Source organism: Providencia sp. PROV061, from assembly GCF_011045655.1.
In the GTDB taxonomy this organism is placed as follows: Bacteria; Pseudomonadota; Gammaproteobacteria; order Enterobacterales; family Enterobacteriaceae; genus Providencia; species Providencia hangzhouensis.
This window is the reverse complement of record NZ_CP042861.1, coordinates 3014637-3038456: the sequence shown is the minus strand read 5'-3', so window position 1 is coordinate 3038456 and position 23820 is coordinate 3014637. Positions and strand designations below refer to the sequence as shown.

Sequence of the window (23820 nt, the reverse complement as noted above, 5' to 3'; positions counted from 1 at the left end):
TAATTGTAAACCAAATTGAGTTGAAATTAAAAGATTTGTTTAAATGTTAAAAAAATTTATTTTTAGATAAGGAATGGACGCCAATATTTCGAGAAAAATAATGGCGCTGGTAGAATTCGGATAGAGAAACAGATAGGAAAATAAATAGTTTTGCACCTATCTCTTTGACTTGTAAGATTTAAATGTGAATTTGGCCTGTTAAAAATAAAACGGCTTTACCTGTTAATTTTACTCGGTCAGAGGTTAGCTCACATTGAACTACCCCTCCGCGCGATGAAATCTGTTGGCCTATTAACTGCGATTTATTCAGCTGTTTGGCCCATATTGGAGCAATGGCACAATGTGAGGTGCCTGTTACAGGGTCTTCGTCAACCCCTTTGGCGGGAGCAAAGTAACGAGAAACAAAGTCACAATCGCTATTAGCACTTTCTGCTGTAATTGCTAACCCGGGTAGAGAAAGCTGCGCAAGTTTTAACATGTCTGGCTGACAGTTTTGAACGTGCTCTGCACTTTCAAGAAAACACAGATAACGGTCTTTTGCTATCCAAAGATCTTTGATTTTGACACCAAGAATATCGACGAGGTGTGGGTAATGGTTTGGATGACTTTGTTCGGATTCAAGAATTGGAAAATCAAGTGTAAATCCTTGTGCATTTTGTGTTACAACGAGCTCACCCGACAGAGAATTAAATGTTAAAGGATGAATGTCTTGCTGTAGCACTTGATTTAACACAAAAGCAGCGGCAAGTGTTGCATGGCCACAGAGTGTTACTTCAACTTTAGGGGTGAACCAGCGAATATGATGGCCGACTAAAAATGCGGTTTCTGACAAGTTAACCTCTGCGGCAATGGCAATGAGCTGTTCATCTGGTAACCAGTTATCGAGTAATACAATCGCTGCTGGGTTACCGCGAAAAAGGGTATCTGTAAAAGCATCAACATAGTAAATAGGGGCGGAAAGGCTCATTGTATGATTTCCTAAAGTCATTATGGGATGATGAGAGAGCAGTATAGCGCCTATTTTATCAGAAATAATAAGCAAACTATTAAGTGGGGAATGATGCGGAGGATCCGGTAGCGTGTGGGCTGCTACCGGATAGAAGACAATTAATCAGCGCTATTAAGCATTAGCTTCATTTTTGTCTGCATTTTTAAGCATTTTTCTAACAGGGATAATCAACGCTGCTAATACGACCGCACAGATCACCAGTGCAATAGAGACGTGGGAGAATAGCTCAGGCATCGAATCTAATTGGTCTTTGCGAATGTTACCCCCCATGATACCAGCTGCAAGGTTACCCAATGCGCTAGCACAGAACCATAACCCCATCACTTGGCCGCGCATTTTTTGTGGTGCGAGCAAGGTCATGGTTGCTAACCCGATAGGGCTTAAGCACAGTTCTCCTAACGTCAGCAATAAGATACTGCCAACTAACCAGAAAGGTGAAACGCCACTTTGGGTTGCGAGTACTTGGTTTGCTGCCACCATCATGATAGCAAAGCCGCCCGCAGCAAATAAGATACCAATCACGAACTTGGTCATACTGCTTGGGTTCATATTGCGTTTAGCCAACGAAGGCCAGAACCAGCTAAATACTGGGGCTAACAATATAATGAACAAGGCATTGATTGATTGGAACCAAATGGTTGGAATTTCAAAACTCCCCATTTGGCGGTCAGTATAGTCCCGAGCAAAGATATTAAATGAAGTGGGTTTTTGCTCAAAGGCTGACCAGAAGAATGCGGCTGCAATCAGTAAAATCAAGCATGCCAGTAAACGAGAACGTTCGCTGCTGTTTAAACCGCCAAGGAAGAACATAAATAAGAAATAGATGCCCACACAGGTCGAGATAACATAAGCAGAACTTTTCGCAATTATTGAGGCATTAAATGGGATCGTACCATTATCAATCAAGATAACCAGTATGGCTAATAGCACCATAGCAAAGGTAACCCATTTCCCCACGTTTTTGCGCTCAACCGTTGGACGGTTCCAAGTGGAATCAAGGCCAACTTCTTTATCATAACGGCGCATTTGAGGAATGGCGTAAAAGCGGAAAATTAACAGGGCAATTAACATTCCTAAACCACCAAGGCCAAAACCTAAATGCCACCCATATTTTTCATGAAGTGGGCCAATAATTAACGGGGCAATAAAGGACCCCATATTGATACCCATATAGAACAGGGAGAAACCGCCATCACGGCGTGTATCTTCTTTCTTATACAGGGTTCCTACCATCACGGTAATACAGGTTTTAAATAACCCTGTACCTAATACAATGAGCAATAAGCCGACGAAAAAGAAAGTATTTGATAAAAACGCAGACATTGCGATGGATAAATGGCCAAACGCAATGATTAATGAGCCGTACCAAACGGCGCGGCGTTGGCCTAACCAGTTATCGGCTAACCAACCACCCGGTAACGAGGTGATATAAACCCCTCCAGCGAAAATACCGACGATAGCCGAAGCTTGTTCAATAGGTAATTCCATTCCGCCTTGTAATAATGCCGCACTCATAAATAAGATAAGTAACGGTCTAACTCCGTAAAAAGAGAAGCGTTCCCACATTTCTGTGAGGAAAAGCGAACTCAATGGGTATGGATGCCCAAAAAAAGTTTTTGTTTTAGTCGCAGAATTATTCATCTGTGAACTCCCATAAATACTCTCTTGAGAGGTTGTGCATGATATAAAACACCAAGCCGTGCGCCTGAGTGCCAATTGTTATTGATATGTTAACATGAATATATGAAACATATTTTTAACATACATTATTATAGAATCACCTATATACAGAATGAATTTATTGTAAAAGGTGTGTTTTTAAGGTGAAAAGTCGATATAACTCTCATTTCTCACGATAAGCTAGGGGAAGATACAGGATTTTAGTTGACAATAAAAGAAAGAATTTTGAATCGATTAAGTTATTTAAAATCAATCGGTTATATGTACTAAAATTTGATTTTAAGGAAAGCAAGGCAATAAAGCTTATAAATCATCAGGTTTTTGTACAAAAAATAGCAAGAGGCTTATTGGTCGGTAGGGGAGGCTCGCAGGCCATCGGATTGGCGCCTGATGACTAACCATGAATAAATTAAGTTGAAGAGAACTAACGCAGCGGTGAAAAAGAATACGGCTCTGAAACCGTAAGTTGCAGCGACGAACGACCCCATCAATGGCCCTGTCACATTCCCAACATCTCGCAATGCTTGGTTATAGCTGAAAATACGTCCCGTTACTTGATGGGAAATATTATAGATAATTAACGTTTGTACTGCGGGTAATAGCGCAGCATTCAGAGCCCCAAGCATAAATCGGAGAAAGCCTAGCTCCCAATAACTACTTACCAGCCCCATTGGGAATAATACAAAAATAGATGCGCCCAGCACGGCGAGTAAAACTTTTTCAGGGCCTATTCGGTCACTGAGTTTACCTAACATGGGCGCACTGATTAAAGCCGCAACACCAGGAATGGAAGCTATCACACCACTGACAAAGGCCAAGTTTTCAAGGGAATCAGATAAGTCACGTACATAAAGCGTGATGACAGGGTTGATTGAGCCCATAGCAGCTTGAATAATCATGGTGGTAAAAAAGAGGCTGATAACTAAATTTTTATTACGTAAAGAGGCAAAAACTTGTTTGCTCGTTAATGCATCTTTGCGAGAAACAGGCGTGAAGCGTTCTCTGACATAAAAAAGCGTGACAAAAAAGCAGATAAACAGCACCGTTGCGGTAATAAAAAAGACGGGACGTAAGCCATACTGGTCAGCAAGAAAACCGCCAATGAGTGGGCCAATAAGTGCGCCACTTACTGCACCAGTAGGGAGGACACCCATAGCCCAACCACTTTTTTTCACGGGAACCTGAGTTGCAATCAGCGCGTTAGCATTGGGAACAAAACCACCCAATAAACCTAATATGGCTCTTAAGGCTAAGAGCTGCCAAATATTTTGTGCAAAACCAATAAGCACCATCACGATAGCCATCCCTAGTGCTGAACGCAGCAGCATGAGTTTACGGCCTTTACGATCGGATAATCGACCCCAAAATGGCGCAGCAATCGCGGAAAATAAGAAGGTGATACTAAAAACTGCCCCTGTCCATAGGTTCAAAGAGGCATGGTCTTTAACGCCTAGTTCTTCAATATAGAGGGGGAGAAAAGGCATGATCAGGCTAAAGGCGGCACCTGTTAAAAAACAACCGAACCACACGACGTATAGGTTACGTTTCCAATACTCTGTTTTTCCCGTCATAATTTTCCCGTTATATTCAGTTCTACAGCGTTGTTGGCTTCATTTGCCTAATGTACGCTCTTTGGGATGTTTTCATTTTCCCGCCTAGCTGTAGACCCGACTATTTAGGAAAAACAGTATGAAAAACAGCAAGAAAAGCATCATAAAAAACAGTTGAAAAACCACGCCATATATTTAGAGAAAACAGTATAAAAACAGTAAGAAAAGCGTCATAAAAAATAGTTGAAAAACCACGCCATAATTTATCTGCTTACGCTAATTATTAATGATGGATTTTATCTAAATCCCCGTATAACGAAGGCTCCCCTTCAGGACGCGTTTTAAAACGACGATGTAGCCACATATATTGTTCTGGTGCTCTGAGGATTTCTTTTTCAATAATTTGGTTCATCATGGTTGCGGTAGCCACATTATCTTCAATTGGGAAATCATCAATGGCAGGTTGAATGATTAATTCATAACCTTTACCCGCAGGTAAACGTCTTGGTGTAAAAGGCACCACTAAAGGGGAAGCCAGACGTAAAATAATTTGCGAGCCATTGGTTGTCGCTGCATCTTTTACGGCGAACAAAGGCGCAAATGTACTATTGCGAGGGCCATAATCATGGTCGGGGGCATACCATAAAATTTCCCCATTTTTTAAGTCACGAACCATGCCTTTCATATCTTTGCGATCCAACATATATTTGTTGGAACGTAACCGCCCACGGGTTTGTAGCCAATCGAGGAGGTCATTATCATTGGCGCGATATACACCAATGCCCGGATTTAACATGCCAAAGGCACGCGCACCCATTTCCAAGGTTAAAAAATGAACACCAAGCGCGATAATGCCTCTACCTGTTTGGCGGGCAGCAACAGCATTTTCTTCCCCAATGACTTTGACCCAGCGACGAACGCGCCAATCAGGCCAAAACCAAGCCATGCCCGTTTCAAATAAGCCCATGCCGACAGATTCAAAGTTTTTGTCAACACAGCGTTGCCGTTCTTGCTCACTCATGTCTGGAAAACATAATTGCAAATTTCGCTCTGCGACTTTCACCCGCTTTTTCAAAAAGCGTTTAGAAAATAACCCTAAACGCGTTCCCATCCAATAAATGAGAGGATAAGGCAATAATACAAGAAGATATAACACGCCAATGCCTAGCCAAGTTAGCCAGTAACGAGGGTGGAGAAACCGTTTTTGAAATTTTGGAGCTAGTATCATTGTTATCCGAATATATTAGTCACAAATTAATAAAAAGGCATGATTAAACTATATCAAATTATTCGTTTAAAGCGTTAATTGCCTGCATGGTGCTCATTAACTCAGCTAAGTTACGAACCGCCATTTTCTCCATGACGCGAGAGCGATGAACCTCAACGGTGCGTACAGAAACACAGGTTGCCTCAGCAATTTCACGGTTAATTAAGCCTTGCAACACATAACCACAGATATCTTTTTCACGAGGGGTGAGCGTTTCATAACGCTGCTTAATTAAATGCCCTTCAGTGGCTTTGGTGGTTTGTGATTGAGCTTGTTCTAGAGTCTTAGCAAGTTGTTGGCTATCAATGGGTTTTTGTAGAAAATCAACAGCGCCAAGTTTCACTTGTTCCACCGCCATCGGGATATCGCCATGGCCAGACAAAAATATCACAGCCAATGTACTGTGTTGTTCCCTAAGGTATTGGTGAACTTGTCGTCCATCTAATTTAGGCATGCGCATATCCAATAACACCACACCTTCTTGGTGTAATGCCGCATTTTGGATAAATGTTTCACTGTCATTCCAAACGGTAACGCTATAGCCCAATGTTTCTAGTAAGAATTGGCAGGCATCCGTCACATCGGGGTCATCATCCACGAGATGGATTACTGGCATACATATACCTCGTCGTGTAGAGGGTGACAAATAAGGTGCTTTATATAATGAGCATTGATTATCGCAATAAAGCCATTGTCACATATAGTTAATGTGAATGTTATCAATTACGTGGCAAAACATGCTTAATCTACGATTTTATTGTGATAATTGAAAATAAGAGTGACCATTAAGCCATGTAACCCATCATCACTTAGGTTATTTTCGATACGAATGTCTCCGCCTTGGCTTTGTATCAAACGCTGGCAGATCACTAAACCTAACCCTAAACCTTCTTTTTTAGTTGTCGCAAATGGCGTGATACCTTGCTCTAATTGACCCGCAGGCATCCCTCCAGCATTGTCCTGTAAAACAAGTAAAAAATGTTGCTGCGAAAAATGAAACTCGAAACGCAGTAGGGTTGCCCCTGCTTGCAAACTGTTACTGATTAAATTAGAAAGTAATTGTTCTAGTAACGTGTCTGGCAACATCAGGGAGACGTCAGGGGTTTCAGGTAAAATTAACCTCGAATTGGGATAGTGCTGGTCTGCACGCAATAATTGCCAAATATGATTAATAGCCTGTTTAACCGATTGCTGGCTCAATGTGATTGCGGGGTCATGGCTTGGTTTACCCGCCCAGAGACGCAAATTGCGAATGATATCGGCTCCACGTTGAGCTTGGTCGTCGATTTTAGTTAATGCGCTAATTAATGGGTGGCTTTCAGACTCTTTAGTCAGGCGTAGAATACACCCTTGGGCATAATGGCGGATTGCAGACAGCGGTTGGTTCAATTCATGGGCAAACCCAGATGCCATTTCCCCCAAAATATTTAACCGTTGTGCCTTTTGTAAATTGGCTTCTTGCTCTCGCAAGCGATTATGCGCTTCTTCTAATTGGCGGCTGCGACGTCTCACCAAAAAGGCAATCCAAACATGATTTATTCCAAGTAACACAAAAAATAAAGCGACAAGGCTGATAGTGATTTGGTTTTGAATGGTCCAACTGACGATATCCTGCCAGATTTGGCGCTGTTGCGGATGTTGGTTAACGTCTCTGAGTAAGGTTTCGACTTGAGTCACCGACGCGGGAGCTCCCCAACGCATAGCGGCTTTATCTGTTGATAATAATGTCTTGGTGACTTTGTCGACCAAATTGTCCGGTACTTCACTTAAGGCGGCAAAAGACCAATTTGGATACAGTTCTGTGCTAGTTAAACAAGAGAGAGAGCTTGGATGTTGAATCAATGGGCGAAATTGTGTTTTATCAATCAACCCTTCGCTATGCATGTTTTCTAATAAACAGACAGGAACTATAGCTGCGGATAATGAATCATCACGCAATGCGTATAATAATGCATCTGCAGGGAAGCCTAAAAATTGCATCTTAAAGTCTTTGGCAGCGTCGTAGCCCATATCCCTCAACACTTTGTAACCTAACAAATAGCCACCAAAAGCATCTGGTGAAATTGCTCCGACTTTCTTGCCTATTAGGTTTTTAACTTCTGAAATATCACTGTCTTTTCGAACTAATATCAAGCTGCCAATAACATTACGCGTTGTGCTGTTGGGCTCCACGTCTGAGCGAAGGGAGAGCAACCAACGTAAATGATAGCGGTTATCTAACTGAATAAATTGGGCAGGATTCGTCAACAAAAAATCTATCTTGCGATTGGAAATCGCCTCTTTCATCTCATCTAAATTGAGAGGTTGTAACGTAAAACGCTCCCCAGGAATCGACTCATTGAGTGTATCAATCAAAGGCTGCCAATGAGATTGGGTTGAACTGGGGCCACGTAAGGCCAATACCCCGATAGTCCACTGGGCCGAAATTGCTGGCAAAGACCACGTCAGTAGCATGATTAACAGTATGTGATACAACGGTCTAGACGATTTTTTTAACATATTTGAGTTATTCGTTGCGTTAGATCAATTTAGCTACGGGTATGTGGTAAACCACAATAGGGCAGTGGCTCCACTCTTCTTACAATGGCACTACAAGCTTTATCAAGATAACCCATCGGGTTTAAAGAGAAATAACAATTTCAGTGGTTATCTTAACGAGACTGTACCCATTGTCAATAACGCATGTAATACAAATAACATATTGATTAATAACTTTTATTTTCGCATTAGCAATGTCAATACTGGAGCCAATTATGGATCTGAGTAAACGAAAATTTCTACAACAAATTGGAGCCGTAACTGCGGGGGCATCGTTGATTCCCATTGCAGAAGCAGGGCTCAATTTTTCCCCGACACGTCGAGAAGGCAATCCAGAAAAACGCTATGGAATGTTGATTGATTTGCGCCGTTGTATCGGTTGCCAATCTTGCACGGTAAGCTGCTCGGTTGAAAACCAAACCCCACAAGGTCAATTTAGAACGACAGTGAATCAATATCAAGTCGCAGTGAAAGGTGAAGAAGGGTTCACCAACGTACTGTTACCCCGTTTATGTAACCACTGTGATAACCCTCCTTGTGTACCTGTATGTCCAGTTCAAGCGACTTTCCAACGTGAAGACGGCATTGTTGTCGTTGATAACGAACGCTGTGTTGGGTGTGCTTATTGTGTGCAAGCCTGCCCATACGATGCTCGCTTTATCAACCACTCTACGCAAACTGCAGATAAATGCACATTCTGCGCTCATCGCTTAGAAGTGGGTTTATTACCTGCTTGTGTTGAATCCTGTGTCGGTGGTGCGCGCATTATTGGGGATTTAAAAGACCCGAACAGTACTATTCGTAAAATGCTGACAGAGCACGAGGCTGAAATCAAAGTACTCAAACCGGAAAGTGGCACATTACCACAAGTTTTCTATATAGGTTTAGATGACGCATTCGTGCAGCCGCTGCAAGGCAAAGGGCAGCCCGCATTATGGCAGGAGGTGTTCTGATGAATGGCCAAGTGACTTATATTTCAGAAATAATGGCTCAGCCACAAGAATTCTTTTGGCTTCCTTGGGCGGTACAATATTTCTTCTTCATTGGGATTGCGTCTTGTGCGGTTCTGTACGCGTGCTATCTTCATTGGAGAAACAAACCTGAAAACAGCCGCTTAGAAATGATCGCTGTATTTATTGCTATCACGATGGGGATCACCGCGCCGTTAGCACTAACCGCAGATTTACACCAAACCGCAAGGGTATGGCATTTTTACGCTCATCCAACAATATGGTCTTGGATGTGGTGGGGCTCTGTATTACTACCATTATTCACCACATTTATTGGTTTATATTTTGTTGCATTAGTGGTGAAGCTGATTTGGAAAAAAGAATTCAAAGCAACGCGTTGGGTTGCCTTGTTGGCCGCACTTTCAGCTATCGGTTTATTGTTATATACCGGCCGTGAAGCCTCAGTGTTAAACGCACGTCCAATTTGGTATAGCTGGTGGATACCGGTATTGATGTTCCTTAGTGCTCTGCAAGCATTACCAGCACTGGTTGGTTTAGGCGCTCGCCGTGAACCTCAATATCAAAATCGCTTAGCGCGTTTTCAAGTTGTGACATTATTATTGTTTGCGGTGTGCTTTGCGTTGTGGTTATCAGGTGACACCACTTCAGGTATCGCAGTACGCCAACAGTTAGATACTGCAAGCGCAGGCTGGTGGATGCTAATGGGGGTTTGTGCACTGTGGTTAATCACTTTCGCAATGTCCGTCAGTAATTTAAAAGCGACTCGTTCCGTTCCATACATTACTGTTCTAGCTTTAATTTCAATGGCTTTTGCTTGGTCATTACGTTGGATTTTCCTGATGGAAGTTCAAGCGGTTCCAAAATATAACATTATCGCGAACCCATACCATTTCCCACTGGGAACAGATGGATTATTGGCTATCGTCGGTACATTCGGTTTATGGATTGCATTAACAATTATTGTTCGTGAAGGTGTTCGCTGGTTTGCGAGGAGAGTGCAACATGGCTAAATTCTCAAGACGTCAATGGCTTAAAGGTGGTTTGGTTGTCGGTGGTATCGCATTATTTGGTGCAAGCTACCGTGATGTTGCCAAACGTGCAGTCGATGGTCTGGTTAATGGTACGTCAGGTAAAGTCACTCTTGATAGGCTTAATGGCAACTCTTTACGCCCTGAAGGACAGGCACTTAAAGGCTGGCAAGAAAACCCAGAACAAGTAGTTGCGATGACCCAGTGTTTTGGTTGTTGGACCCAGTGTGGTATTCGTGCTCGCGTCGATACAGCAAAAAATGAAGTATTGCGTATCGCGGGGAACCCTTATCATCCACTTTCCCATGAAGAGCACTTTCCTTATGGTATGCCACTGAAAACGGCATTTAATAAAATGAGTGGAGAATCAGGCCTTGAACACCGTTCGACAGCCTGTGCTCGTGGTGCGACGTTAATGGAGGGTTTAACAAGCCCATTGCGTATCCTTGAACCGATGAAACGTGTGGGTAAACGCGGCGAAGGTAAATGGGAGCGCATCAGTTTTGAACAACTGATTAAAGAAGTGGTTGAAGGGGGCGATTTATTTGGTGAGGGGCATGTGGATGGCTTACGGGCGATCCGTGACTTAGAAACGCCTTTAGACCCATCTCAACCTAAATTGGGGCCAAAAGCTAACCAATTATTAGTGACCAACGCAGGTGATGACGGCCGTGATGGCTTTATCCGTCGCTTTGCACAAAATGCCTTTGGCAGTAAAAACTTCGGTGCTCACGGTTCTTATTGTGGACTGGCTTACCGTGCGGGTTCCGGTGCATTAATGGATGATTTGGACAAAAATGCCCACGTTAAACCCGATTGGGATAATGTCCGTTTCGCGCTATTCCTAGGGACATCACCTGCACAATCAGGTAACCCATTTAAGCGCCAAGGCCGCCAGTTAGCCACAGCGCGTTTACGTGATTCATTTAACTATGTGGTGGTATCACCTGCATTACCATTAACAACCACTTTAGCGAATGACCACGGTCATTGGGTTCCTGTGCAACCGGGTACGGATGCGGCATTGGTGATGGGGATGATCCGCTGGATCATTGAAAATAACCGTTACAACGCAAAATACCTCAGTGTGCCAAGTGAGAAATCCATGGAAGCCGTGGGGGAGAAAAGCTGGACTAACTCAACACATTTAGTGATCACGGATGATAACCACCCATTAGCAGGTAAATTGTTAATTTCTTCTTATATCACAGGGGAAGGTGACAATGAGAAAGCTTATTTAGTGCAAGATGCTGCGGGTGAATTAAAACTGGCTGATGAAACGCCTACAGCCGAGCTCTTTGTGACACGCCAAGTCACCTTGCACGATGGCAGTGAAGTGATCGTTAAATCTAGCTTCCAGTGTTTAAAAGAAGCGGCAAATCGTATGACTTTGGAAGAATACAGTCAGCGTTGCCATGTTCCAGTGAAAACGATTGAATCGCTGGGTAAAGCATTAACTTCTTATGATAGAAAAGCCGCTGTCATCTCTCATGGCGGTATGATGGGCGGTAATGGTTTCTACACTGCATGGTCAGTTATCATGCTTAACGCATTGATCGGTAACTTGAACTTGAAAGGCGGAGTCTCTGTTGGTGGTGGTAAATTCAATGGGGAAAACGATGGGCCGCGTTATAAAATTGCCAGCTATAAAGGCAAAGTGAAACCTAAAGGTGTGGTGCTGTCGCGCAGTAATGAAGTGTATGAAAAATCAGATGAGTTCAAAGCACGTCAGGCAGCGGGTGAAAATCCATACCCAGCAAAAGCCCCTTGGTACCCGTTTGCTAAAGGTCAATTAACAGAGCAGTTAGCATCTGCCTTGATGGGATACCCCTACGCACTGAAAGCGTGGATCACCAATATGACTAACCCTGTATATGGTATTGCAGGTATTCGTCAGGTGATGGAAGAAAAACTGAAAGACCCTAAACACCTGCCGCTGATTATTGGTATTGATGCCTTTATGAATGAAACCACGGCATTGGCAGATTACATTGTGCCAGATACCCATAACTTCGAAAGTTGGGGGTTTAGTGCACCATGGTCTGGCGTGCAGGTCAAAGCCAGCACAGCACGTTGGCCGATTGTTGAGTCACGTACTGCGAAAACAGCGGACGGCCAGCCAGTTTCGATGGAGAGTTTCTGTATTGCTGTAGCGAAAGAACTTAATTTACCCGGCTTTGGCGATAACGTGATTGAGGATATGGATGGCAACATGCATTCACTCAATACAGCGGAAGACTATTACTTAAGAGTTGCTGCAAATATGGCGTGGTTAGGGGAGAAACCAGTCCCTGAAGCCGCAACAGAAGATATCCAAATCAGTGGCGTGGAGCGTATTTTACCGGCTATTACACGGACTTTAAAACCAGAGGAAGTTCGCCGTGTTGCCTATATTTTCACACGAGGTGGCCGTTTTGCGCCTTATGAAAAAGCGTGGGATGGCGATGCAACAGGTCCTCAATGGAAAAAAGGCTTACAAATTTGGAACCCAACGGTGGCCGTTAATCGCCATGCCATAACCGGTGAACGTTATAGCGGTTGCCCGACGTATTACCCGCCTCGTATGGCGAATGGGGATGATGTGAATGCAGTATTCCCAGAAAAAGAGTGGCCGCTGAAGCTGATGTCATTTAAATCCCATGTGATGAGCAGCTCAACCACCGTTATTGAACGGCTCCGCCATGTGAAACCGACGAATCTTGTTGCTATCCACCCCGATGATGCAGCGAAAATGGGGGTAAAACATGGAGATTGGATTAGGATCACCACACCGGGGGGGCATGCTGAAGCCCAAGTAAGCGTACTTGATGGCGTAATGCCTGGAGTGCTTGCGATTGAGCATGGCTATGGACATACCGAGATGGGAGCGAAACAGCATTATCTGGATGGCCAACCTATGCCAATGAATGCGGCAAATGGTTCAGGAATTAACTTAAATGACCTTGGGTTTGCTGACCCAACACGTGAAGTTGCTAACACGTGGTTAGATTGGGTTTCGGGGGCATCGGTACGCCAAGGCTTACCTGCTCGCATTGAGTTAATTGGCTAAATGAAGTAGTAAGGATGGCTAGTGATGGGGACCTGCATAGCTTCATCATTAGCCATCTGGTAGTTGGCAATAAGTAGTAAGCAGTTGACATTGCGCATAAAACGGTGTGCTACCACACCGTGACTTCGGCAAATGCCTGGGAGGGGGAGCCCTCCCTTTTTTAATGGTTTATTGCAAGAGTGGCGAAACCGACTGTTCTAAGCCGATGCTTTGTAGCATCAAAACCCCCATCAAAATAAATAAAATACCTGCCAAAATTTTCAGTGTGATTGCCCAATATGGGGAAAATGACTTTCCTTTTAAGCGTGATACGCGAACCGCATTATCACGCATTAAATGAACAAAAATAGCGATTAAACAAATAGTTAATGCAGTCCCCATTGCCATTGCTAAGGCAGCGATAACCCCCCACGCATAGACCTCAATGACATAAGAAAACAGCAATACAAGAATTGCCCCGGAGCAAGGGCGGATACCCATCGATAGGATAATCAATAGCTTACTTTTAAAACTGGATTGTAATTGATGGGACTGGATAACGTGTTGGTGCCCACAACCACAGTTGTCCGAGTGGCTATGGGCTTTTGTTTTACTTATTGCTTTCGTTGATGAATTCAGTGGTTGAATGCTTTTTATCTTGAGTGGTGCCAAGTGCCTTGATTTGCGGATTGACCAGCCACGACGCAATGCGCTGATGCATAAATAGCTACCCAGCAAAATGACAAATAGATAACTCGTTTGCTCTGCATATAAACTGGCTTGGTTGAGATGCTTAGTAGAGAGTTGGAATAGGATTAAGACTAAGGAAACTAAAGTAATCGCAACAAGCCCTTGTAAGAGCGAGGCAAGTAAACTAATGATAACACTCTGTTTTAAATGAGTCGCTTGGGTGGCAATATAAGTGGTAATAATTAATTTGCCATGCCCCGGCCCAAGGGCATGCAAAAAACCATACGCAAAACTGGCAACTACCAGTAACCCACCTGCATACCATGGGCGAGAGGTGGTTTCTTGCAATAGGTAAGATAGCCCTTGGTTTAACTGTTTTTGCCAAGCTAGGCTAAGTTGTAACCATGATCCCCAGTGGGTGTATAGCTGCCAAGCGGCATAGGTAATAAGCCCCATAAACAGCGCAGTAATTATTAGTCTTTGCGTACGTAAAGGCATTATGGACATTGAATATCAACCCGTTGTGCAAATTGTTTGCCAAGTGCCAAATCTTCTTCTGGGCTATCACTTTTGTCTAAAGAGAAAGCGTAGGCGCGCATTGAATCGGTCACATTTGCTTCTTGTAGTTCCATCTGGCAATTTGCTGCAATATCTAAAGGTAGGTTAACTTGCTGTTTATTTTGGTAAGTCATGCTGACGTAGAATGTTGGGTCGTAAGTTTGAATTTCCACATGGGAACCTGCTATAGGCAGGGGTTGCATAAATGAAGCGGTAAAGAAGAAAACTAAAGAAAATCCATCTTTTTCTAAATGGTAGCTATCAGGAATACGTTTAAAACTGACTTTCTTCCCCTGATAATAAAAATCAGTGAAATAATCTTGCATCAATACATTCGCCATAATAATAGCTTCTTGCTGTTTCCAACGCGGGTCATCCGGTTTAATGCCTTTTAATTCATACGCGATATCCGCTGATGTCATTGGATCCATTTTCCAAACATAGCTAATCCCTGAGTATTTATCTTGTTTACTTTCAAGGGAAATTTGCATTTCAATAAAACTATGAGGGTGTGCCGCTACTTGTGGAGCAACCATAAACAGAAATAGAAAATAGAAAGGAAAAAATCGCATCATTCAGTCAGCTAAATTGGTTTATCAAAAAAATGTTATAACATAACGAAATGCAAACTAAAATATCTCGTAGTGATTTAAAATTCAACCTAAAACGATTGGTTAATATTTTTATCACGATAACCCTACAAATAAAGGGTTTTTTATTAACATAATAAGAGGGATAATACTCACCAAGATTTAAATAGGGTGGCAGCTCGCCTGAATTTATTTAAATTAAAATATTATCAATGAGTTAAATAGGATTAAGAACACCATGCCAGTGTTACATAACCAAATTTCAAATAAAATATTAAAAGAACGTATGTTGGCAGAAGTTGAGCCGCGCACCACTATCTCTTTTTATAAATATTTTAATATCCAAGACCCAAACGAATTTCGTAATCAATGGTACCAACAATTTAAAGCATTAAGCGTTTTTGGACGTGTTTATATTGCAAAAGAAGGTATTAACGCGCAAATCAGTGTGCCGGAATCTAATGTGGGCGCATTGCGCGAACTTATTTATGCAACAGACCCCGCATTAGATAACTTACGTTTAAATATTGCGATTGATGATGACGGTAAATCGTTCTGGGTGCTGCGTATGAAAGTCCGTGAGCGCGTGGTGGCTGATGGTATTGAGGACGAAACATTTAACCCTGCAAATACAGGTCAATATCTAAAAGCTCACGAAGTGAATGAAATGATTGATGACCCAAATACTGTTTTCGTCGATATGAGAAATCATTATGAGTACGAAGTAGGGCGTTTTGATAACGCGATTGAAATACCTTCAGATACATTTAGAGAGCAACTGCCAATGGCGGTGGAAATGCTGCAAGAGCAAAAAGACAAAAATGTCGTAATGTATTGTACTGGTGGGATCCGTTGTGAAAAAGCCAGTGCTTATATGCTGCATAATGGCTTTAAAAATGTTTACCATGTTGAAGGTGGGATTATTGAATACGCACGTAAGGCGAAGGAACAAGGGTTGCCTTTGAGGTTTAAAGGGAAAAACTTTGTTTTTGACAACCGAATGGGAGAGCGTATTACAGAAGACACATTAGCACAATGCCACCAATGTGGTGCACCTTGTGATACACACATCAATTGCCGTAACGATGGCTGTCACTTGCTGTTTATCCAATGCCCTAGCTGTGCAGAAAAGTACGAAGGTTGCTGCAGTTCGTCTTGCACTGAAGAAATGAAACTTCCAGAGCAAGAACAACGCGCACGCCGTGCAGGTCGCGAAGTCAGTAATAAAATCTTTAATAAGTCACGTCACCGTTTATCCGATGGGTTATTAAATAAAGATAACTAATTATTGATGTTCTCTATAATAAGAAAGCCCTGTAATTAGGGCTGATTAGAGCAAGATAAAATTAATTGAAATAAAAAATTTATTTCATTCGATGTCATTACGTTGCTTATACCCCATGCATTTCGTATGAAATTCATGGGGTATTTGTTTATGGTTTACAGCAGGTAACGCCATTTTGTAAAGAAGTGTAATTTAAGACTTGAAATACGCGTAACTGGCACTATATAAGAATTGCACCAAGAAAGAGCATTATCCCATACTAGGTACACAGGTAATGGTGCATAGTCGTATGTGTTTAGTTTGATATAAAAATATTGAAGGAGAAATTATGTCTAACATTAGATCTTTTTCATTATTCCCAACATTATCCGATAGCTTACTTTCTAACAGATTTGACCAAATGGATCGTTTGTTTAGCCAGCTAACAGGTAATAGGCCTTTAACTTCAGAGCATCCGTATAATTTAAAACAAATAAATGAAACAAGCTATCAATTAACGGTTAGTGTTCCAGGTTATAAGGAAGAGGACTTAAGCGTATCCCTAAAAGGCGGGAAATTGTATGTTCAAGGTGAGCAATCAGCAGAATTAGTTAATGATTCTGAGAAATGGATCCATCAAGGAATAACGCAAAATAAGTTTTCCCTTGAATTTAATCTCGGTAAAAATGTGAAGATAGAAAGTGCTGAGTTATCTAGTGGTTTACTAACTCTGGATATTGAATATGAAATCCCGGATGAAGAAAAACCTCGAGTTATCGCTATTGAAAATAAAGATATAAAATCATAGAACTAAAATTTATGACTCGTCAGCAGCAGTTAGAGTGACTTTATAAAATTGGACACTTTTGCTGACCGGTTTGTAAGGCCTGATTTCGTTATTCAAACGGAGTCAGGCCTTTTAGTTTTGTTTTAGTCGATTTAAATTAAAACATTTTTAATATAAATATTTAAATACATTGTATATAAAAAATAACTCAATTCTATTTTTGACGAAAACTTTAGATGCGATATGTCTTTTCTGTGAATAGACAGTACTATTGCTAATTCCTAGTTTTCGAGAAATAATATGATTGGGTGTCTCATTCATCCAGTTATTAATAATATTTTGTTCTTTAATCGTGAAAATAGATGACTCAATATTATTAGCAAGCTTGGTGATTTTTTCTATTTGTTCATGGTCACGAATAACTTTATCAAGCGTTTGAATAATAATGCTTTTTGATAGAATAAAGTAATTATCCTTTAATAATAATGGGTTGTTTGTTTGCGGATAAGGAGCATTAATATAAATATAAAAGCGTGCATTACTAGTATTACTTAATAACTGCTGTAGAGTAGGGCAGTAATCAGAGTAATTACAATAGTAGGTTAGATTCACCAGTATAATGCTTGGTAGGTTTGTGTTCATAAAACCAATGGCTTCTTTTATACATCCTGTACTAATAAATTCTAGTTTTTTATTTTTAGATAAATATTCTGTAATGCCAAGACGTGTATAATAACATTCATCAATAACTAATATTCGCATTGGAACATCCTTGTTCAAGAAGATGGCTTACAATAAATTGGAATTGATAGAGAAGTCAACCAAGGATTAATAAAAACAATAAATAGTGTTCTTATTTGAAATTGCTAATTAGTAATTAATTAATAAGGTAATTATATAAAGACATATAATTATCTATATAGATGAATAAATTAAATGGATATTAGTGGCACTAATATCCATTTATTTTCCTAGTGTGTTTTAAAATCAAACTCAACATATTCCCCTGATTCTATCTTGTCTACGCCTGCTTGGAGAATATGAATAAGTTGTTTAGCCACATCAGTCGTTAGCCACATGGTTTTATCCACAATAGCATCACCTGTGTGTTTATCTTGCTCGGGGAGGTAGTGCAAACGCAACATCATAGCGTCGTAATCATCGACTGTGCTGATGTCCCAGCCAACTACTGGGTGGGTTTGAATGACATCATTTTTTTTATTCATATAAACCTCCTAATCAAACATCGTGATAAATAATAAATATCTATAACTGACTAAGAGCAATGACCTCGTGATGAGTCCACTTTTAGTATAAGGAGATTTCGCTAATAAGAAAGCAAATAAAACATTTTTTTTGTTTATATAGCAGAAAATGCATAAAACAGATAATAAGGATTGTAAAAATAGAATGGGAAGCATTTTGAACTTCCCATTGGTGTATAAACTACTGACCCAGAGCGACACTCCAGCGAGCATCTTCCCCTGCTAAGAAAGGAACTAATTTATCATTACAGCAATCAATCGATTCGCAAGTAATATTTTGTTCTTTAGTTAGCGTAATGGTTCCTTCATTTACGGGTAAGTTATAGAATTTAGGACCATTTAGTGAACAAAAAGCTTCGAAATGTACCAAAGCACCAAGCTCTTCAAAAACAGTCGCGTAAGCCGCTAATGCAGTGGGAGCATTAAAGACCCCAGCACAACCACAGGAAGACTCTTTACGTGATTGTATATGTGGTGCGGTGTCGGTACCAAGGAAGAAACGGTCACAACCTGAAGCAACGGCTGCACGTAATGCTTCTTGGTGTACATTACGTTTCAAAATAGGCAAGCAAAATAAGTGCGGCCTTATACCACCAACTAACATATGGTTACGGTTAAACATCAAATGTTGAGGTGTTAAAGTTGCTGCGGTGAATTCATTTGCTTCTTGGACATATTGAGCCGCTTCTTTGGTGGTTATATGTTCAAAAACGACTTTGAGTTTTGGAAACTGTGCTCGTAATGGCAACATAACTTGCTCAATAAACAACGCTTCGCGGTCAAAAATATCGATATGGCTTGCGGTGACTTCACCATGGACCAGCAATGGCATTCCTGCTTGTTCCATCGCAGCTAATACGGGATAAATTTTTTTAATATCAGATACGCCATGACTAGAGTTTGTTGTTGCATTAGCCGGGTAGAGTTTACAGGCAGTAAATACCCCTTCGTTAAAGCCACGAACCACTTCAACAGGATCTGTGCTATCAGTAAGGTAGCAGGTCATTAAAGGGGTAAATTGATGCCTTTCTGGAACCGCTTTTAGGATGCGTTCACGATAAGCTTTTGCGGCTTCAATCGTTGTGACTGGTGGCACTAAATTCGGCATGACAATCGCACGGCCAAAAAATTCACTGGTATAGGGAACGACCGTTTTTAACATATCATCATCGCGAAAATGAACATGCCAATCATCAGGGCGGCGGATCGTTAGGGTAGTTACAGTTGACATTAAACCGGCTCCATAGGGGAAGAGTGAATGATGAGCGAGTGCTCAAGCCGGAATAGAATGATAAAGGTAAAGTAAAAAAATAGCTATGAGAAATCACGATTATAGCTTATTTCAGGGGCAGATCGCGCAAATAACGTAAATAGGTGGCTTATTTAGTTTGTTCAATAGCAAAAAACCTGCTTAAGTTTCCTTAAGCAGGTTTTTCTAAATTTTGGCTCCTCCAGCTGGACTCGAACCAGCGACATACGGATTAACAGTCCGCCGTTCTACCGACTGAACTATGGAGGAACTCCTTGGTACGCAGAGGATATTAGCTTTCTCTCACCGCATTGTCAAAGGAGAATATCGAAAAAATTGTTTGTTTGCCTGTTATCTGTGCGAACTGTCGGAAGTTTGATCGAAAATAGAGTAGTGGTGATTAATCAAGGCCATACACTAACGAAAAGACTGAGACAAATCTGAGTTGATGAGCGGTATATTATTTCAAGTTTAGAGGTTAATCGTAGTTAATCACTACTAAGTCATGGATGGATATAAAGTAGTTTAATTTTTATCGCGGAAAGTGATACTGAAGATGATTCCTTGCGCAGTGGCAAGGTGGATTTGGTTATCGGTTCCTCTCGAGACTGGCACCCTGAAATTAAGGCTCAGAGCTTATTTAATAGTACTTTTCAGGCATTAGTTCGCCCAGAGCATCCAATTATCGGGCAGGTGACGCCTGAAAGCTTAACACATTACCCACATATTAGCGTATCGCGCCGAGGGCGTACATTGGGGCCAATTGATGACGCATTACGCGACCTTCAATTACAGCGTAATGTTGCATTGACTTTGCCTAGTTTTCATTCAGCCATGATGTTGACCATGAACTCTGACTATATTTTGCCGCTCCCTCGTCATGTACTGCAAGGAGTAAAGAGCGTTAATTTGCCATTAGTTGAAATTGAACTTCCTTTGGGATTGGTGCCTATATTTATCGTGCAAGCATGGCACCCAAGGTTAGACAGGGACCCTGCTCATCAATGGTTACGCCAGACGATTAAACAATTTTTTCTAGAGAAAGAGTAAGAATTTATTTTATGGTGGGAACTCTTGTATTTGCCGTAAGTAAAGTAATGCTAAGAAGAGTGATTTTTAGGTAGATAGCAAAAAGCCCGCATTAAGCGGGCTTTTTAAATTTGGCTCCTCCAGCTGGACTTGAACCAGCGACATACGGATTAACAGTCCGCCGTTCTACCGACTGAACTATGGAGGAATTGCTTTGTTCCTGAGAACGAGGCGCATATTACCCATCCTGTTCACTGTTGTAAAGTATAAAAATGAAAAAAATAGCCAAGTGGGCGTTAAGTAATCGATTTGGTGATTATCTATCCTAATGCATGATGCGGTAATGCATGTCATATGGATTATGGAGGGGAGGGGACTATTCACAGTAAAGAGAAATGACACATTAGTGAGATATATATATCAAGCACATAGCAAAAAGCCCGCATTGAGCGGGCTTTTTAAATTTGGCTCCTCCAGCTGGACTTGAACCAGCGACATACGGATTAACAGTCCGCCGTTCTACCGACTGAACTATGGAGGAATTGCTTGTTCCTGAGAACGAGGCGCATATTAACGATATCATCTCAGGCTGTCAATCATAAAAACAGAAAAAATATCCAACTGCTCATTCAATGCACATTATGACGAAGTTTTACTCTAGTTAATTGATATTGAATTAATTTTGAGTTGCAAGTGTACCAGGTAATTGCGTAGAAACTTCAGGATAAGCGACATGATAGATATCATAAAAGGAAATCATTCCTTTTAATGCAATTAAACGCGATATTTCTTGTTTTATAGCAGAGCTAACATCTTGTGAATCAATGATTTTGCTTATCGCATTATCAGAAACTGGTTCAGTAACAAACCATTCCCCGTTATAACAGACACGTAAATCTAAGACGCCAATATCTTCAAAGTGATAAACAGGTTTGATGTCAAAAAGTAGTACACTTGCTAATACAATAAAAAGAATGGTGATACCCAGAGCCCAATAAGGACCAAAATAAGGGGCGTACCAAAGAATAATGGCTAGGGGGACATAAGCCGCAACCATACCAATACATAAATAAGGGTGGTTGGCGAGAAATTGGCTATTAAAATAAGGTTTCCCATCACGGTTTTCACGTTTATTGATGGCATCCAAATCTTCGACGAGTATTTGTTTGATAATATCCATGTGTATAACTCTCTGTCAGATATCTATACTAGGAGGGTATCACGAGCCGTCGAGATTGTTATATATCAGTTAAAAAAAATATTTACACAGATTGTCATCGTATCGGATAATTCTTACTGACATTTATTAGGTTGTTGGCTTTTTAAATTAAAGTTTTCTTTAAACTATCAACTAAATGCAGCGTTTTTGTTAACGTTATAGCCGATAAAAGTGACGCAATCGAAAAAACAGCATATTTTTGAGGTTTGCTCGTATAAAATAGTTGCTATTATCTTTAAGTCATGAGTTAATGAGTGTCGGCCTGTTTAGCAGTCCTATTTGATGTATGATTACTGAGTTAGTGTGTTCTAAAGAAGAAAGTTATCACAGATAGCCTTTGACCGTGACGCTTCATCTTGGTGTTTCCCTGATTAAATAGTTGACTCTGGCCCGTATATGCCAAAAGGCAAGTTTTTTTGATGTTATATAGGAAAAGTCAAATGTCCGACAAAATGAAAGGTCAAGTTAAGTGGTTCAACGAGTCTAAAGGCTTCGGTTTCATCACTCCAGCTGATGGTAGCAAAGACGTTTTCGTCCACTTTTCTGCCATTCAGGGCAATGGTTTCAAAACTCTGGCTGAAGGTCAGCAAGTTGAATTCACCATTGAAAACGGTGCAAAAGGCCCAGCAGCTGCTAACGTAACTGCTATCTAAGCTAATTGCTTAACTGATTTTCTAAAGCCCGTCATTTTTAATGACGGGCTTTTTCGTATGCGCTACATTTATGGTTAATATATTTTGTTGGAAAAGAATGTTATGAATATTAATGACCGTGTTTATGTAAAAACAGACGGAGAAGAGCGTCGAGAAGGAACTATTTTACTTATTGAACCCTTCAATGAAGGGGTAATGTATTTAATTGCATTACCTGATTACCCTGAAGGTATTTGGTTCTTTAATGAAAAAGAAGGCGATGAAGGGATTTTTGTTACGCCAATTGAAAGATAAGTTCAATTTAATGGGCACTTTGTCCTTTACTTAATAATTTTCCCCACTTATACTCCTTCCATCTTTTACTTAGGAGATTATTACTTGGACAGTCAGAGTTGGAATAAAAACTTAATTTAATGGCAAGCCAGTAATCGTCTTTTCTTTTCACTGCTTGCCACAACGGCGGGCGGTGTCTGATGTTTCCTCATCATACTACTCCCTTATAATTGTATTTCATTAGATAGCGTATTATAGCTGTATTGAGTGTGTATTATGTTGGTCTATATTTATTCTTTATTTCCTCCAGGCAATAGCTAATGGTTTTTGAGTAATTATTTTACTCAAAATATGGCTATATGCTTTTTATTAAGCATATAAATCATTATCCAAGTTATTTTTGGAGGGATTATCATGCTTTTTTCCCCTGATATTTTAAATTTGCTGTCTGCTATGTGTTTTGGTGCATTAATTGGTGCTGAGCGCCAGTGGCGTCAACGAATGGCGGGCTTGAGAACTAATGCACTGGTTGCAACCGGAGCGGCGGTATTTATTTTAAGTTCTGTAACAACATCACCTGATAGTCCTGGTCGTATTGCTGCCCAAGTGGTGTCAGGAATTGGTTTTCTCGGTGCGGGAGTGATTATGCGTGAAGGCATGAACATCCGAGGCCTAAATACTGCGGCAACGCTTTGGTGTTCCGCGGGGATCGGTGTTTTATGTGGATTAGGCCAGTATTCTTTGGCCTTGATGGCAACGTTATTAATTTTATGCGCCAATATTTTATTAAGAGAAGCGGCTTCACGAATTAATAAACAACCACAACAGCAAGCACTCGATGTAGAGCAACGTTATAAAATTCGCGTGATGTGCCATCAAACGGATGAAATTTTAGTAAGAACTCTTATTTTACAAGCAATTAATGGACTGCATATTCGGCTGCAATCGTTAAGTAGTGCAGACACACTAAAGCCTGAGCAGCTAGAAGTGTGCGCTGAATTTCTTGCGACACCTGCCGAGCAAAAAGAAATTGAAGCATTGGTATGCAGAATAAGTCTTGAGCAAAGTGTTAGTGCTATCAATTGGAAAGTGGCATCAGAGCTACCGGCTTGATGACTTTAAATTAACTCACTATAGGAGCTGAAATGGACGACCACCCTCCGTCATGGAGT

21 protein-coding genes and 3 tRNA genes are annotated in these 23820 nt (G+C 41.1%); 9 read left to right on the top strand and 15 right to left on the bottom strand.

Annotated elements, in window-relative coordinates; all coding sequences use genetic code 11:
• Positions 1-178 precede the first annotated feature (178 nt).
• The 6 genes from FVA72_RS13870 to ttrS form a co-directional block, all read right to left on the bottom strand.
• Positions 179-967 carry a PhzF family phenazine biosynthesis protein gene (locus FVA72_RS13870; RefSeq protein WP_110591498.1) on the bottom strand — a complete coding sequence of 263 codons (789 nt, stop codon included), beginning with the start codon at positions 965-967 and terminating at the stop codon, positions 179-181.
• 153 nt (positions 968-1120) lie between these two features.
• Positions 1121-2650 (bottom strand): peptide MFS transporter, encoded by a 1530-nt coding sequence (locus tag FVA72_RS13865; RefSeq protein WP_004255871.1) that lies wholly within the window; start codon positions 2648-2650, stop codon positions 1121-1123.
• Between the two features lie 383 nt (positions 2651-3033).
• Positions 3034-4260: a multidrug efflux MFS transporter MdtG gene (gene mdtG, locus FVA72_RS13860; protein WP_110591499.1), complete on the bottom strand. Its 1227-nt coding sequence runs from the start codon at positions 4258-4260 to the stop codon at positions 3034-3036.
• 262 nt (positions 4261-4522) lie between these two features.
• Entirely contained in the window at positions 4523-5467 is a 945-nt protein-coding gene (locus tag FVA72_RS13855) for a Kdo(2)-lipid IV(A) acyltransferase (protein ID WP_096864193.1), read from the bottom strand.
• Between the two features lie 58 nt (positions 5468-5525).
• Positions 5526-6122, bottom strand: coding sequence for a tetrathionate respiration response regulator TtrR (gene ttrR, locus FVA72_RS13850; RefSeq protein ID WP_004255863.1), 597 nt, complete (start codon positions 6120-6122; stop codon positions 5526-5528).
• 125 nt (positions 6123-6247) lie between these two features.
• Positions 6248-8005, bottom strand: coding sequence for a tetrathionate respiration histidine kinase TtrS (gene ttrS, locus FVA72_RS13845; RefSeq protein WP_036957871.1), 1758 nt, complete (start codon positions 8003-8005; stop codon positions 6248-6250).
• 254 nt (positions 8006-8259) lie between these two features.
• Between ttrS and ttrB the strand changes: the two genes are divergently transcribed.
• The 3 genes from ttrB to ttrA are packed head-to-tail and all read left to right on the top strand — an operon-like array spanning position 8260 to position 13092.
• Positions 8260-8997: a tetrathionate reductase subunit TtrB gene (ttrB, locus tag FVA72_RS13840; protein WP_036957869.1), complete on the top strand. Its 738-nt coding sequence runs from the start codon at positions 8260-8262 to the stop codon at positions 8995-8997.
• Positions 8979-10025, top strand: coding sequence for a tetrathionate reductase subunit TtrC (ttrC, locus tag FVA72_RS13835; protein WP_110591500.1), 1047 nt, complete (start codon positions 8979-8981; stop codon positions 10023-10025). The genes ttrB and ttrC overlap by 19 nt, the downstream gene beginning before the upstream one ends.
• Positions 10018-13092 carry a tetrathionate reductase subunit TtrA gene (gene ttrA, locus FVA72_RS13830; protein WP_110591501.1) on the top strand — a complete coding sequence of 1025 codons (3075 nt, stop codon included), beginning with the start codon at positions 10018-10020 and terminating at the stop codon, positions 13090-13092. Before ttrC ends, ttrA begins: the two co-directional genes overlap by 8 nt.
• A 168-nt stretch (positions 13093-13260) precedes the next feature.
• Here the strand turns inward: ttrA and FVA72_RS13825 are convergent, their stop codons facing one another.
• Together FVA72_RS13825 and FVA72_RS13820 are read right to left on the bottom strand one after the other, a co-directional pair.
• Positions 13261-14268: a nickel/cobalt transporter gene (locus tag FVA72_RS13825; protein ID WP_243154707.1), complete on the bottom strand. Its 1008-nt coding sequence runs from the start codon at positions 14266-14268 to the stop codon at positions 13261-13263.
• Complete coding sequence (locus FVA72_RS13820) at positions 14259-14894, bottom strand: DUF1007 family protein (RefSeq protein ID WP_094960764.1); 636 nt, start codon at positions 14892-14894, stop codon at positions 14259-14261. The genes FVA72_RS13825 and FVA72_RS13820 overlap by 10 nt, the downstream gene beginning before the upstream one ends.
• 253 nt (positions 14895-15147) lie before the next feature.
• Here FVA72_RS13820 and FVA72_RS13815 point away from each other — a divergent pair, with 253 nt between their 5' ends.
• Together FVA72_RS13815 and FVA72_RS13810 are read left to right on the top strand one after the other, a co-directional pair.
• A complete protein-coding gene (locus tag FVA72_RS13815) occupies positions 15148-16194 on the top strand; it encodes a rhodanese-related sulfurtransferase (protein WP_110591502.1) in 1047 nt (348 codons plus the stop codon).
• A gap of 328 nt (positions 16195-16522) precedes the next feature.
• On the top strand, positions 16523-16981 hold the full coding sequence (locus FVA72_RS13810; protein ID WP_036957864.1) for an Hsp20 family protein: 459 nt from the start codon (positions 16523-16525) through the stop codon (positions 16979-16981).
• A gap of 147 nt (positions 16982-17128) precedes the next feature.
• On the opposite strand, the gene FVA72_RS21580 is transcribed toward FVA72_RS13810, so the two are convergent.
• The 4 genes from FVA72_RS21580 to FVA72_RS13790 form a co-directional block, all read right to left on the bottom strand.
• On the bottom strand, positions 17129-17722 hold the full coding sequence (locus FVA72_RS21580) for a LuxR C-terminal-related transcriptional regulator (protein ID WP_175427124.1): 594 nt from the start codon (positions 17720-17722) through the stop codon (positions 17129-17131).
• A gap of 209 nt (positions 17723-17931) precedes the next feature.
• Positions 17932-18186 (bottom strand): biofilm formation regulator BssS, encoded by a 255-nt coding sequence (gene bssS / locus FVA72_RS13800; protein WP_004255804.1) that lies wholly within the window; start codon positions 18184-18186, stop codon positions 17932-17934.
• A gap of 220 nt (positions 18187-18406) precedes the next feature.
• Positions 18407-19456 (bottom strand): dihydroorotase, encoded by a 1050-nt coding sequence (pyrC, locus tag FVA72_RS13795; protein ID WP_110591503.1) that lies wholly within the window; start codon positions 19454-19456, stop codon positions 18407-18409.
• A 212-nt stretch (positions 19457-19668) separates the two neighbouring features.
• Positions 19669-19744 (bottom strand) — tRNA-Asn (locus tag FVA72_RS13790).
• Positions 19745-20038: 294 nt separating this feature from the next.
• On the opposite strand from FVA72_RS13790, the gene FVA72_RS13785 reads away from it, so the two are divergent.
• Positions 20039-20524: a LysR substrate-binding domain-containing protein gene (locus tag FVA72_RS13785; RefSeq protein ID WP_226617105.1), complete on the top strand. Its 486-nt coding sequence runs from the start codon at positions 20039-20041 to the stop codon at positions 20522-20524.
• A gap of 111 nt (positions 20525-20635) precedes the next feature.
• On the opposite strand, the gene FVA72_RS13780 is transcribed toward FVA72_RS13785, so the two are convergent.
• From FVA72_RS13780 to FVA72_RS13770, 3 genes are all read right to left on the bottom strand, one after another.
• A tRNA-Asn gene (locus FVA72_RS13780) sits at positions 20636-20711 on the bottom strand.
• Between the two features lie 257 nt (positions 20712-20968).
• Positions 20969-21044 (bottom strand) — tRNA-Asn (locus FVA72_RS13775).
• 135 nt (positions 21045-21179) lie between these two features.
• On the bottom strand, positions 21180-21683 hold the full coding sequence (locus FVA72_RS13770; protein ID WP_004265669.1) for a YlaC family protein: 504 nt from the start codon (positions 21681-21683) through the stop codon (positions 21180-21182).
• A 479-nt stretch (positions 21684-22162) separates the two neighbouring features.
• Between FVA72_RS13770 and cspE the strand changes: the two genes are divergently transcribed.
• The 3 genes from cspE to FVA72_RS13755 all read left to right on the top strand — a co-directional run bounded on the left by cspE (position 22163) and on the right by FVA72_RS13755 (position 23761).
• Positions 22163-22375 (top strand): transcription antiterminator/RNA stability regulator CspE, encoded by a 213-nt coding sequence (gene cspE / locus FVA72_RS13765; RefSeq protein ID WP_004909801.1) that lies wholly within the window; start codon positions 22163-22165, stop codon positions 22373-22375.
• A gap of 102 nt (positions 22376-22477) precedes the next feature.
• A complete protein-coding gene (gene dsrB / locus FVA72_RS13760; RefSeq protein ID WP_004255792.1) occupies positions 22478-22669 on the top strand; it encodes a protein DsrB in 192 nt (63 codons plus the stop codon).
• 393 nt (positions 22670-23062) lie between these two features.
• The gene (locus FVA72_RS13755; protein WP_004255789.1) at positions 23063-23761 is read left to right on the top strand and encodes an MgtC family protein; all 699 of its coding nucleotides are present in this window, start codon (positions 23063-23065) and stop codon (positions 23759-23761) included.
• Positions 23762-23820 lie beyond the last annotated feature (59 nt).